The following is a 13,003-nucleotide window of genomic DNA, read 5'->3' on the forward strand; positions in this document are numbered from 1 at the left end:
GACCACCAGCATGTTCTCCAGCGCGCACAGCTGCAGGAAGCGCTCAAGGCGCGCCGAGCTGTGTTCCGGACCCTGGCCTTCGTAACCGTGCGGCAGCAGCAGGGTCAGCCCGGTCAGGCGGCCCCACTTGGCTTCACCGGCGGCGATGAACTGGTCGATGACCACCTGGGCGCCGTTGGCGAAGTCGCCGAACTGGCCTTCCCAGATGCACAGGGTGCCCGGGTCGGTGGTGGAGAAGCCGTACTCGAAGGCCATCACTGCTTCTTCGCTGAGCAGCGAATCGATGATGGTGGCCTTCTCCGGCGAATCCACCAGCTCGCGCAGCGGCAGGTAGTACTGGTCGGTGTTCTGGTCGTGCAGGATCGCGTGGCGATGGGTGAACGTACCGCGGCCGACGTCCTGGCCCACCAGGCGCAGGCGGTGGCCTTCGTCCAGCAGGGTGGCGTAGGCGAGGTTCTCGGCAAAGCCCCAGTCGCCCGGAATTTCGCCGGCCGCCATCTTGCGGCGGTCCTCATACACCTTTGCCACGCGCGAATGCACCTGCACGGTGTCCGGAATGGTGGTGATCTGCCTGGCCAGCGCGGTCAGCTTTTCCATGCCGACGGCGGTGCTGATCGTGTCCGACAGCTTGCCGTCCAGCAGCTTCGGCCAATCCACGAACAGCGGGCTGGTCGGCGGGGTCTTTTCCACGGTGGCCAGCTCGGTGGTGTACTCGCCGCTGTCCAGCTTCACGCGGTAGCCATCCACCAGTGCCTTGCCGGCACCGGATTCGATCACGCCGGCCTGTTCAAGCTGCTCGGCGTAGATTTCGCGGGTGGTCTTGTGCTTGCGGATCACCTGGTACATCAGCGGCTGGGTGATCGCCGGTTCGTCGGCCTCGTTGTGGCCCCAACGGCGGTAGCACATCAGGTCGATGACCACGTCCTTGGCGAATTTCTGCCGGAACTCGAAGGCCAGCTTGGCGGCGAACACCACGGCTTCCGGGTCATCGCCGTTCACATGGAACACCGGCGCGGCGATCATCTTGGCCACGTCGGTGCAGTACAGCGTGGAGCGCGAGTCTTCCGGATTGGACGTGGTGAAGCCGACCTGGTTGTTGACCACGATGTGCACCGTGCCGCCGACGGCGAAACCGCGCGCCTGCGACATCTGGAACAGCTCCATCACCACGCCCTGGCCGGCGAAGGCCGCATCGCCGTGGATCAGGATCGGCATCACCTGCTTGCGCGCGGTATCGCTGCGGCGCTCCTGGCGCGAGCGCACCGAACCGGCAACCACCGGGTCGGCGATTTCAAGGTGCGAGGGGTTGAAGGCCAGCGCCAGGTGCACCGGGCCGCCGTCGGTGCTGACGTCGGCCGAGAAGCCCATGTGGTACTTCACATCGCCTGCGGAGGCGTGGTTGTCGTGCTCGAACTTGCCTTCGAACTCGTCGAACAGCTTGCGCGGATTCTTGCCCAGCGTATTGACCAGCACGTTGAGGCGGCCGCGGTGGGCCATGCCGATCACCACGTCCTTGACCCCGTCCTTGCCGGCGTCACGGATGATGGTGTCCATCATCGGGATCAGCGAATCGCCGCCTTCCAGCGAGAAGCGCTTCTGGCCCACGTACTTGGTGTGCAGGTAGCGTTCCAGGCCTTCGGCTGCGGTCAGGCGCTCCAGCGTGCGGCGCTTGGTATCTGCATCCAGCGCGTAGTCGCCACCGGCGAGTTCGAGCTTCCTGTAGATCCACTGGCGCTGCTCGACTTCGGAGATGTGCATGAACTCCGCGCCGATCGATCCGGTGTAGGTCGCCTTCAGGCGCGCCAGCAGGTCGCGCAGCTTCATGCGCGGCTGGCCACCCACGCCGCCGGTGCTGAACTCGGCGTTCAGATCGGCATCGGACAGGCTGTGGAACGGCAGGCCCAGGTCCGGCGGGTTGGTCGGTTCGGCAAGGCCGAGCGGATCCAGGCGGGCACCGAGGTGACCGCGCGAACGGTAGGCGGTGATCAGGCGGCCGACATTGCGCTCGCGCTCGTCGCCGGCCCCTTCGCCGGTGCCACTCTTCAGCGCGCCCTTGGCGGCGTCAGCGATGTGCGCAATGACGCCCGAGTGCGGAATGTCACCCGCTTCACGGCCCTGGAAGCCGTCGAAGTAGGCCTTCCATTTGGGATCGACACTGTCCGGGGAGACGAGGTACTGCTCGTACAGGTCCTCGACATAGGAGGCGTTGCCGCCGGCGAGCTGCGATGACTGCGCAAACTGCTTCAGTAGATTGTCCACGATGGAGAGTGATTATTCGCTTTGTGGGGTAGGGCTCTGGAAGTACCCGGCCGACTGGATGAATAGCCATGCACGGGCGCGTTCAAACACCCAAATTGTACCCCCATCCGCCGGGGAAGGGGCGTTGCAGCGACGCGATCAGGCCCCCCGGTGTCGCTGCCAGACAGGTTGCGCGGCGCCGCCGGGCTCAGATGCCGAGGGCGCGCAGCTCGCTGCAGTCACGCGAACGGTCCCAGACGCGCTGCAATTGCTGCTCCAGCGGCTGCGAACGTGAGGGCAGTGCGATGCCGGCTTCGCCCTCGAGCCGATGCCCCATCAGACGAAAGTAGTAGTCGCCGCCGTCGTTGGCGATGCAGGCCGAGGTCAGCGCCCGGTCAACCGGATCGCTCACCTCGCGGACCTGGACCACGCTGGGCAGGCGCTGCAGCAGGGCCAGCAGCGGCGCACCTGCGGCCTGGACCGCCGCCGCATCATGCACGATGACCCGCAGCTGCTTGTCGTGCGCACGGGTGGCGAAGCGGCGCAGGGCCGCCTGCACGGGAGCGGCGTCCAACAGGCCGGGATCCAGCTGGCGGCTGTGGATCCACAGCCGGCGGCGCGCCCGGTGGATGACCGCGGTGGTCACCGCCACGGCCGGCTGCAAGCCTTCGATGGCCGCGGCGGCCCCGAGCGTGCGGTGCATCTGCAGGTGCGCGATGCCGGCTTCTTCGAAGTGTCCGCCTTCGGGAATGAAGCCTTGACGTGCGTAGAAATCAGCTGCCGGCAACTGGGCATGCAGATGCACGTGCGGCAGCCCGGCCGCCGTGGCGGCACGTACCAGCTCCTCCAGCATGGCCTCGCCGACGCCCCGGCTGCGCCATGCCGCCAGCACCGCCATGCGCCCGATGCGGCCATCGGGCAACAGCCGTCCGGTACCGATCGGCGCCCCGTCTGCATCGCGTGCCAGCACGTGGGTGCAGACCGGATCCAACGCATCGCGCTCGAGCTCGGCCGGCACGCCCTGTTCGACCACGAATACCTGCTGGCGGACGCCGTGGATGGCCGCGTGGTGCGCGGCGTGGTCGGCCCGCTGGACACTGAAGGCGGCCATGTTCAGTGGCGGCGCTGGCCGGCGCCGTCCTCCGGCTCGTCCTCTTCGTCCTCCTCGTCGAAGCTGACCACCACTTCCACGCCATCCTCATGCACGTTCACTTCGCGCACGTCATCGGAAAAATCGTCAACCTCGATGGTGTCCACGGTATCCCGCGCGACCACGATCTCCGCGTCGGCGTCCAGCACCTCTTCCACCTGGTCTTCGAAAGCGGGATCGGTCAGCTGGTAGAAGCCCAGCACCATCAGTTCCTGCAGGGCCTGCCGACCCTTGGCGGTCAGGCCGTTCCATGCGGTAAGGTCAAGCCGCTCGGCGGCCGCGATGCGCTGGGCGTCCTTGACCGACACCGCCAGGTCCAGCCCGCTGCAGTACAGGCTCGCGCCACGCTTGGCACGCCGCCAGGCCAGACGGGCCCAGGGATGGCGTTCCAGCAACAGGCCGTTGGCCAGGGCGTGGTCGACCTCGTCCAGCGACGGCGCCGGGCCGCTCGGCATGACTTCGCCAGCGGCGCGGTAGGTGGTGATGAATCGGCCGAACCAGTCGCCCAGCTTGTCCGGGTCGTTCATGCGGATGGCATTGAGCGCGGCCACGACGCGGTTCATCGCCGCCACGTCGATCTCGTTCGGATCCTCCGGCAGCTCCAGGTCGGGGTCCTGGTAGCGGATGCCCTCATCGGCATCCACCACCAGGGTGTCCAGGTAATCACTGATCAGTTCGGCCGATGCCGGTGCGCGCATGCCGAAGGAGAAGGTCAGGCAGGCATCTACGGCCACGCCGTTGTGCGGCACGTTCGGCGGCAGGTACAGCATGTCACCCGGCGCCAGCACCCAATCATGGCTGGGCTTGAATTTCGTGAGCTGCTTGAGCTCGATGTCCGGGCGGAAATCCAGCGGCGGACGCTTGCCCCTGGTCGATTCGCTGGCATCGATCTGCCAACGGCGATGGCCCTGGCCCTGCAGCAGGAACACGTCGTACTGGTCCACGTGGGCACCGACCGAGCCGCCGGTGGCGGCGAAGCTGATCATCACATCGTCCATCCGCCAGCGCGGCAGGAAATCGAAGTGGGCGATGAGCGCGCGCACGTCCGGGTCCCACTTGTCCACGTCCTGCACCAGCAGGGTCCAGTCTTTTTCCGGCAGCGCGGGGAACACCGCCTCCTGGAACGGGCCGGTGCGCACGCGCCAGCCGTCAGTGCTGCGGTCATGTTCGATCAGACGCGCCAGCACGCCGTTCTCGCAGGCCAGGCCGGCGAGGTCTTCGGGCTGCACGGGGCTCTGGAAGCCGGCGAAGGCGTTGCGGATCAGCAGCGGGCGCTTCTGCCAGTAGTCGCGCAGGAAGGTTGCCGGGGCCATGCCCAGCGGCTTGGCGGGGGTGGCATGGACTTCGATGGCGAAGGTCTTGGCGGTGGAAGGGGATTTGCGTGCGGCCATGGGGGAGGTCCTTGCAACGGAGACAGGGCGCGGCCTGTGCAGCCGCTGATGGCCTATTGTCCGCGTTCGGACGGGGTGGTGTCGAACCGGTGGGACCCCCTCGCGGGTGTCTCTGGGATCTAGAGCCGCATCTGGGGTGGGCCGGGCGGGGAGGCTGTGCGGGGCACGCGCAAGTACGTCCATGTAGCTCTTCGCGGCTCCTGCCGCTCAAGGCCCCGCACAGCCTCCCCGCCCGGCCCCTGACAGGTTCCGGGCGCCGCCACCCGCGTAATAAGAAGAAGAAAAAGCGGTAGCGCCGACCAATGGTCGGCGAGCGCAGCGGGCCGTTGGCTGGAACATTCCGCCGACCATGGGTCGGCGCTACCGCATGTTCCACGGCCGCCATGGACCTGTCGAAGGTGGGGCGGGGTGGGTTGGCGGGGGCGTTGAGCGCCATGGATGGCGCGAAACGAGGCCCGCAGGAGCGGCTTTTGCCGTCCCCCGCCAACCCATCCCGCCCCGCCCAACCAAGGTCCTGCAGCTGTTGCCCTGGACGTTGACGTTGCTTTAAAAAAAGCAGGTGCCGGGCGCAGCCCGGCCACCCTCCTTACACCGCGCGGGCGAGCTCGGCTGCCAGGCCGACGTAGCCACCCGGGGTCAGCTCACGCAGGCGCTGCTTGGCATCGGCCGGCAGCTCCAGCGATTCGACGAAGGCGCGCATCGACTCGGCGGTGATGCCCTGGCCGCGGGTCAACGCCTTCAGCTGCTCATACGGATTGGGCAGACCATGGCGGCGCATCACCGTCTGCACGGCTTCGGCCAGCACTTCCCATGCTGCGTCCAGGTCGGCATCCAGCCGCTGCGGGTTCACTTCCAGCTTGCCGATGCCCTTGGCCAGCGAATCCAGCGCCACCTGGGTGTGGCCGAACGCCGTGCCCAGTGCACGCAGCACCGTCGAATCGGTCAGGTCGCGCTGCCAACGGCTGATCGGCAGCTTGGCGCTGAAATGTTCGAACAAAGCGTTGGCGATGCCGAAGTTTCCCTCTGCGTTCTCGAAGTCGATCGGGTTGACCTTGTGCGGCATGGTCGAGGAACCCACTTCGCCTTCCTTCAGGCGCTGCTTGAAGTAACCCAGCGAAATGTAGCCCCAGATATCGCGCGACAGGTCGATCAGGATGGTGTTGGCGCGGCGCGCGGCATCGCCGATCTCGGCGATGTTGTCGTGCGGTTCGATCTGGGTGGTGTACGGGTTGAACACCAGTCCCAAGCCCTCGACGAAGCGCTCGGCGAAGGTCGGCCAGTCCACGTCCGGATAGCTGGAAACGTGCGCGTTGTAGTTGCCCACCGCACCGTTGATCTTGCCGGTCAGCTCCACCGCAGCCAGTTGGCGGCGCTGGCGCTCCAGGCGGGCGACCACGTTGGCCAGCTCCTTGCCCAGGGTGGTCGGCGAGGCGGTCTGGCCGTGGGTGCGCGACAGCATCGGCTGGGCTGCCTGTGCGTGGGCCAGCGAGCGCAGGGACGCGACGATGCCATCCAGGGTAGGCAGCAGCACCTCGCGGCGGGCCTGTTCCAGCATCAGCCCGTAACTGAGGTTGTTGATGTCTTCGCTGGTGCAGGCGAAATGCACGAACTCCAGCGCGGGGGCGAGTTCGGCATCGTCCTTCAGCTGTTCCTTGACGAAGTACTCCACCGCCTTGACGTCATGGTTGGTGGTGCGCTCGATCTCCTTCACCCGCGCGGCCTGGGCCGGGCTGAAATCCTTGGCCAGCGCGCGCAGGCGCGCCGTGGCGGAGGCAGAGAAGGCCGGCAGCTCGATCACGCCGGGCTCCGCGCCCAGGGCCAGCAACCATTCCACTTCCACCGTGATGCGGGCCTTGATCAGCCCGTACTCGGAGAAAATCGGGCGCAGCGCATCGACCTTGCCGGCATAACGGCCATCGAGCGGGGACAGGGCGAGCAGGGCGGATTCGGACATGTCGGCAGGCAGCTGTGAGACGGCGGGGGCCATATTGTAGGGGCGTGCCTGCTCGACTGTCGAAAACACCGGCAGCGGCGGCGAGGTGGCCGTCGGCGGCCGTTCCGACCCTGTATCCTGAAACCAGATGCCAGCCTGGGGAACCTGCCCGATGCCAGCCGCAGTTTCCCTTTCCCCCTGAAAGCATGCGGAGTTGATCGGATGAGCAAGCGTTCCAGCACGAATTCCACCCCCGGTTTCCGGACCGAACATGACAGCATGGGCGAGCTGCAGGTGCCTGCCGATGCGCTGTGGGGCGCGCAGACCCAGCGTGCGGTGGACAATTTCCCGGTGTCCGGCCAGCGCATGCCGCGTGGCTTCATCCGCGCGCTCGGCCTGGTCAAGGGCGCGGCGGCCGGGGTCAACGCAGAACTCGGCCACCTGCCCAGGAACATCGCCAAGGCGGTGCAGGGCGCGGCCGCCGAAGTGGCCGCCGGTGAGTGGGACGCGCATTTCCCGATCGACGTCTACCAGACCGGCTCTGGCACTTCTTCGAACATGAACGCCAACGAGGTCATCGCCACGCTGGCCAACCGCGGCGGCAAGGCCGGGCGCACGCCGGTGCATCCCAACGACCACGTCAACCAGGGCCAGAGCTCCAACGACGTGATCCCGACCGCCCTGCGGGTGTCGGCGGCGCTGGCCGCGCAGGAAGACCTGCTGCCGGCGCTGGCGCACCTGCGCAAGGTCATCGACCGCAAAGGGCGCAGCCTGCGCAAGGTGGTGAAGACCGGGCGCACGCACTTGATGGACGCGATGCCGCTGACCTTCGAGCAGGAGTTTTCGGCATGGTCGGCGCAGCTGGCCTCGGCGCAGCAGCGCTTCGATGACAGCCTCAAGCGCCTGCGTCGCCTGCCGCTGGGGGGCACGGCGATCGGCACCGGCATCAACGCCGATCCGCGCTTCGGCGAACGCGTGGCCAAGGCGCTGAAGGCATCGACCGGGTTCAAGTTCGAAAGTGCCGCCAACAAGTTCGAAGGGTTGGCGGCGCAGGATGATGCGGTGGAGATTTCCGGCCAGCTCAACGCGCTGGCGGTGGCACTGATCAAGATCGCCAACGACCTGCGCTGGATGAATGCCGGTCCGCTGGCCGGGCTGGGTGAGATCGAACTGCCGGCGCTGCAGCCGGGCAGTTCGATCATGCCGGGCAAGGTCAACCCGGTGATCCCGGAGGCGACGGTGATGGCCTGCGCACAGGTGATCGGTCACCACACCGCGATTACCGTGGCCGGGCAGACCGGCAATTTCCAGTTGAACGTCACCCTGCCGCTGATCGCGGTGAACCTGCTGGACAGCATCACCCTGCTTGCCAATGTATCGCGGCTGCTGGCAGACAGCGCCATCGACGGGCTGAAGGTGCGCCAGGACAGGGTGCGCGAGGCGCTGGACCGCAACCCGATCCTGGTGACGGCGCTGAACCCGATCATCGGCTATGAGAAGGCCGCGGCGATCGCCAAGCGTGCCTACAAGGAACAGCGCCCGGTGCTGGAGATCGCACTGGAGGACAGCGGCCTGGCCGAGGCCGAACTGCGCCGGCTGCTGGATCCGAAGGCGCTCACCGCCGGTGGCATCCACGCAGGCGGCGGCGGCGGCGGCTGATGCCCCGCGTTGCCGGATCTGCGTGAGGACCAACGGTCGTCACCCACCAGGGCAAGGGACCGGCGGCCAGCGGCCGTCGCTACCCATGATCCTCAGCGACGATCAGCCTGCAGGTTGCCGAAGGTTTCGGTGTAGTCCTTGAACTCCGGGATCACCTGCACCAGGTCGGCCGGGATCGGGTTGCTTCCCGCCGGCGGCACGATCTTCACCGGCTTCCTGTCCGGGTCGGCCGGGGCGTCGACCAGGGTATTCTGGCGCAGCACCTGCAGGTGGCCGAACATCTGCTGCAGCATCTGCTGCTGGTCGGCCCGCAGCGGTATTTCGATCTCATCGACCTTCATATGACCGTTGGCCAGGATGATGATGTTCGGAGCAGGCGCGCGGCGCACGGTGACCATGCTGTCGCTGACGGTGATCTTCGGCTTGCTGCGTTCGACGCGGTGGTTGCGGTACTCCTGGTCGCAGCCGGCAAGCACGAGGCAGGACAGGGCGGCCAGCAGCAGGAACAGCTTCTTCATGGCGGTCCACGGGAAAGGGGGAACGCGTTAGTGTAATCCCCGCAGCGCGGGCCGGCCGCCGCCAGATCGCAGGCGACGGCCGGGTGCGCTCATTCGTCGCAGCCGTCCACGTCGGTCTGGTCCATCGTCGCGTACGGGGCGAAGGCAGGCAGCGAGGCCGCCAGTGCCTGCTGGGTCGCCAGCATGGCCGGCAGCTTGTCACACAGCCCCTTGGCCTGGACCTTCAGCTTGTCCGCCTCGGCATTGACACGCTGTTCGATGCCCTCGGTCTGCCCGGAAAACACGCCTTTGAGCGCCTCGCCCGCGGCCTTGACGCCCAGGTTCGCGCCGGCCACGCCGATGTCCATGCCGGCCATTGCGATACCTTCCACCTGGTGGCGGTACTCCAGCAGCTGGGCGCGTTGGACGGGTGTGGTCACTACGTCCTTGCCCTCGATCAGCAGGGCACCGGCGGGGGTGATTTCGGCGGTTGGCAGGCCATCGACCGACAGTTTGAAGTTGCCGGTGCTCATTTCCTTGCGGGCTTTGTCGGTGGCTTGCTGTACCGAACGGCCGATGCTGCTGCCGGTATCGCTGATGGACTTGGCCGCGTCGGTGCCATGGTCGGTACAGGCCGCCAATGGCAGGGCCAGCAACAGGGTGGGCAGCAGGGTTCGCATCTTCATGGTCGATTCTTCCGTGTGTCGGTCGGGTTACTTGCCGCGCGGCAGGGTGACGGTGCCGCGCACGCCGCTGTGGCGGACATCGCCACTGCCGCTGCGCTGGACGGTCAGGTTGCCGCCCACGCCGTCGGCCTTGATCCCGCCCGAGCCGTGGCTGCCGACCAGCAGGTTGCCGCCGACATCACGCAGCTCGACATCGCCCGATCCGAGCACGCCGATTTCCACATTACCGCGCACCTGGCGGGCGTCGGCGTCTCCGGAACCGATGGTGCGGATGGCAACGTTGCCACCGACATCGCGCAGCTCCAGGTCGCCTGAGCCGATGCTGCCAACGGTTACGTCGCGGCGGATGTTGGATACCTTCGCATCGCCGGAGCCCACCGACAGCAGGTTCAGGCTGTCGGCGCCGTCGACCAGCAGGTCACCAGAGCCGACTGCGGCATGCACGCTGCCCTGGGTGCGCAGCACATCCGCGTCGCCGGAGCCCACGTCCACGCTGAGCGAGCGCGCGCCTTCCACATGCGCATCACCGGAACCGACCTTCAGCTGCACCATGACATCGGAAGGCACGCTGCCACGGATGTCCAGCCACGCGTAGTTGTCGCCGATCACGATGCCCTGCTTGCCCTCGCGGCGCAGGCTTACCAGCAGCTTGTCGCCGCTGCGCTGCTGGGTCAGGGTCAGGTCGCGCAGCCAGTCGGCACTGGACGCGCAGGCCCGGCCGGACAACTGCGCCGGACCGCTGCCGGCGACCACGTGCAGGTCGTGCTGGTTGACCTCCAGTACGACGGTTTTTGCGCCGGCCAGATCGAGCTTCAGGTCTCGGCTCTCGGTGAACTTGCAGGGCGCGTCGTTGGCCAGGGCGGACAGCGGCAGCAGCATCAGGGTGGCGCAGGCAAGCAGGGTACGCATGGCGGCAGGCTCCTTGTGGCTCAGATTTCGCCGGCGCGGCGGCGCAGGCGGATGGCGAGGAAGATGAAGACGATGCCGACCGCAGCGCCGATCCAGAGGTCCGGCATGGCCAGTGCACCGAGCTGGTTGGACGGCGACAGCAGCTGGACGATGGACCCGGATTCCCTGGCCACACCGGAGCGGTAGGCCAGTTCGACGCCGGGCACGGTGCCCAGCAACAAGCGGCCGACGATGTGCTGCCAGAACCATCCGCTGGTCATGTCCAGCAGGCCCATCACCTTGGTGGTGCTGACCACGATGCCGGCAAACAGCGGCAGCATCACCGCCCACAGGAACGGCTTGCTCTTGGCCCAGGACGAGCACAGCAGCAGCCAGCCGACGGTCGGCAGCGACCACAGGGCGAACACCGGGATCCAGCTCAGGTGGCCAGCGGCCAGCAGCAGCGGGCTGGACGGCCCCCAGATCAGCGACATCGGGTCGCCGCCGTGGGTCAGGGCGACGATGGAAATGACGCCCAGGAAGCACAGCATGGTCAGTATCGAAGCGGCCACCGCGATCAGCGGAGCGATCACGATCGCGCTGAGCACCTTGGACAGCACGGTCTGGGTGTCCGACAGCGGCAACGACTTCCAGAACAGGATGCTGCGGTCACGGCGGTCGTCATACAGCGCGCCCAGGCAGTAGAAGAACACAACGAAGGCCATCACCACGAACGGCCACGCCGAGCTCAGCGCCAGCGTTGCATCCAGGCCGTTGCCGAGGTCCACCAGGTCCTTGGGATCCAGTTGGCGGGTCAGCAGGTCCAGGTCCAGGCCGTTGACCTGGATATCGCTGTCGTTGATGTGTAGGTCGCCCTGCGAGGCGGCGCGGCGCAGCACGAACAGGCCGATGATGATGCCGATGGTGCTCATCACCAGCGAGGCGACGCCGGCGATGATCGGGGCATACAGGAAACCGCCGCGGTTTTCCCAGTATTCGCGCTTGAGCAGCCAGCGCAGGGTGCCGGCCTTGCTGATCGGATGGTTCACGGCGTTCATGCGTAGGTTCCCTTCATGATGGCGACGAACAGGTCGGCCAGGCCGGGGTTGCGGGTTTCGCCGAGCGTTGCCAGCTGGCTGCGCGGCACGTTGTCGAACAGCAGCACGGATTTGCCGAAGGGCAGGCTGCGTTCGTCGATCGGCTTGAGCGCGCGGGCGGTATCGAGCTGGTCGGCGTTGACCAGCACTTCGGTGTAGCGCTCGCCGACCTCGTCCATTTCGGCACTGAGCACGACCTTGCCGTCACGGATGAACATGACGTCGGTCAGGATGTGCTCGATCTCCTCCACCTGGTGGGTGGTGACGATGATCGTCTTCTGCTCGTCGAAGTAGTCTTCCAGCAGGCGCTGGTAGAACTCCTTGCGGTACAGGATGTCCAGCCCCAGGGTGGGCTCGTCCAGCACCAGCACGCGGGCGTCGATGGCCATCACCAGGGCCAGGTGCAGCTGCACGATCATGCCCTTGGACAGCTCGCGCACGCGCTGCCTCGGCTGCAGTTTGGTGGTGGAAAGGAAGCGCTCGCAGCGGGCGCGGTCGAAGCGCGGATGTACCCCGGCAACGAAATCGATGGCTTCGCGGACCTTCAGCCAGCGCGGCAGCACGGCCACGTCGGCGATGAAGCAGATGTCATTCATCAGCTCATCGCGGTGGCTGCGCGGGTCCTTGCCGAGCACGCTCAGCTCGCCTTCCACCGAGGTCAGGCCCAGCAGCGCCTTGAGCGCGGTGGTCTTGCCGGCCCCGTTCGGGCCGATCAGCCCGACGATGCGGCCGGCCGGAATGCTGAAGCTGGTGTTGTCCAGCGCGAGGGTGCGCTTGTAGGCCTTGCGCAGGCCCCGCGCGGTGATCACATCCTGGTGTGCTGCGCCGTTCATGAGAGTCTCCCTTGGGTCAACAGTTTGTTCACGTCCAGGCCCAGGCGCTGGATGCGCTCGAGCACGGCCGGCCATTCTTCGTTGAGGAAGCGATCGCGCTCGCTGCTGCGCAGCTGTGTTGCCGCTTCTTCGGTCATGAACATGCCCAGGCCGCGGCGCTTTTCGACCAGGCCTTCATCGGCCAGCTCCTGGTAGGCACGGGACACGGTAATGGGGTTGAGCTGGTAATCGGCCGCCACCTGGCGGACCGAGGGCAGGGCGTCGCCCGGCTTGATGATTCCATCAAGCATCATGGCAATCACGCGCTCCTTCAGCTGACGGTAGATGGGGGCGCCATCGCTCCACTGGATATCGCTCATGGTCAGCTCCGGGGATTCAGCGACTGTGCGAAAGAAAAATACGGCATGGACAACGAGCTGTTCAGCCGCCGCGGGGGGGAGGGTGCCGGCGGTGCATTCCCAGCATCCGGCACGCCTGCGTCCTGCAGGCTGTCGAGGGCGGAGGCGGCTTCGCTTTGGTCGGCGCCGCCGTGCGCCGCACCGAACCACAAAGACAGGAGCAGCAGGCCCGCTGCGCTGGCGGCCGTACGGGTCATGCGACGTTGGACTGACGTATTCATCGGCTCCCCCTG

Annotated in this window: 11 protein-coding genes; 1 reads left to right on the top strand and 10 read right to left on the bottom strand. The window is 66.8% G+C overall.

Going from position 1 to position 13,003, the window contains the following annotated elements:
• The 4 genes from ACI2JH_RS15295 to purB all read right to left on the bottom strand — a co-directional run.
• Positions 1–2,259: 2-oxoglutarate dehydrogenase E1 component (locus ACI2JH_RS15295; RefSeq protein ID WP_404736614.1), on the bottom strand; the 2,259-nt coding region annotated here is incomplete at its 3' end.
• A 187-nt stretch (positions 2,260–2,446) separates the two neighbouring features.
• A complete protein-coding gene (locus tag ACI2JH_RS15300) occupies positions 2,447–3,349 on the bottom strand; it encodes a GNAT family N-acetyltransferase (protein WP_404736615.1) in 903 nt (300 codons plus the stop codon).
• 2 nt (positions 3,350–3,351) lie between these two features.
• Positions 3,352–4,779, bottom strand: a complete 1,428-nt coding sequence (locus tag ACI2JH_RS15305) for a JmjC domain-containing protein (RefSeq protein WP_404736616.1) — start codon at positions 4,777–4,779, stop codon at positions 3,352–3,354.
• Positions 4,780–5,365: 586 nt separating this feature from the next.
• Positions 5,366–6,733, bottom strand: a complete 1,368-nt coding sequence (gene purB, locus ACI2JH_RS15310; RefSeq protein WP_404736617.1) for an adenylosuccinate lyase — start codon at positions 6,731–6,733, stop codon at positions 5,366–5,368.
• A gap of 201 nt (positions 6,734–6,934) precedes the next feature.
• On the opposite strand from purB, the gene ACI2JH_RS15315 reads away from it, so the two are divergent.
• A complete protein-coding gene (locus ACI2JH_RS15315) occupies positions 6,935–8,371 on the top strand; it encodes a class II fumarate hydratase (protein ID WP_404736618.1) in 1,437 nt (478 codons plus the stop codon).
• Positions 8,372–8,463: 92 nt separating this feature from the next.
• Here the strand turns inward: ACI2JH_RS15315 and ACI2JH_RS15320 are convergent, their stop codons facing one another.
• The 6 genes from ACI2JH_RS15320 to ACI2JH_RS15345 form a co-directional block, all read right to left on the bottom strand.
• Positions 8,464–8,889 (bottom strand): hypothetical protein, encoded by a 426-nt coding sequence (locus tag ACI2JH_RS15320; protein WP_042615505.1) that lies wholly within the window; start codon positions 8,887–8,889, stop codon positions 8,464–8,466.
• An 89-nt stretch (positions 8,890–8,978) separates the two neighbouring features.
• Complete coding sequence (locus ACI2JH_RS15325; RefSeq protein WP_404736619.1) at positions 8,979–9,554, bottom strand: hypothetical protein; 576 nt, start codon at positions 9,552–9,554, stop codon at positions 8,979–8,981.
• 27 nt (positions 9,555–9,581) lie between these two features.
• Positions 9,582–10,463, bottom strand: a complete 882-nt coding sequence (locus tag ACI2JH_RS15330; RefSeq protein ID WP_404736620.1) for a hypothetical protein — start codon at positions 10,461–10,463, stop codon at positions 9,582–9,584.
• Positions 10,464–10,483: 20 nt separating this feature from the next.
• The gene (locus tag ACI2JH_RS15335) at positions 10,484–11,500 is read right to left on the bottom strand and encodes an ABC-2 transporter permease (protein WP_101098533.1); all 1,017 of its coding nucleotides are present in this window, start codon (positions 11,498–11,500) and stop codon (positions 10,484–10,486) included.
• Positions 11,497–12,372: an ABC transporter ATP-binding protein gene (locus ACI2JH_RS15340; protein WP_182656763.1), complete on the bottom strand. Its 876-nt coding sequence runs from the start codon at positions 12,370–12,372 to the stop codon at positions 11,497–11,499. Before ACI2JH_RS15340 ends, ACI2JH_RS15335 begins: the two co-directional genes overlap by 4 nt.
• Positions 12,369–12,731, bottom strand: a complete 363-nt coding sequence (locus ACI2JH_RS15345) for a GntR family transcriptional regulator (protein WP_404736621.1) — start codon at positions 12,729–12,731, stop codon at positions 12,369–12,371. Before ACI2JH_RS15345 ends, ACI2JH_RS15340 begins: the two co-directional genes overlap by 4 nt.
• Positions 12,732–13,003 lie beyond the last annotated feature (272 nt).

It is taken from the genome of Stenotrophomonas sp. NPDC078853, assembly GCF_044901215.1.
Classification (GTDB): domain Bacteria; phylum Pseudomonadota; class Gammaproteobacteria; order Xanthomonadales; family Xanthomonadaceae; genus Stenotrophomonas; species Stenotrophomonas lacuserhaii.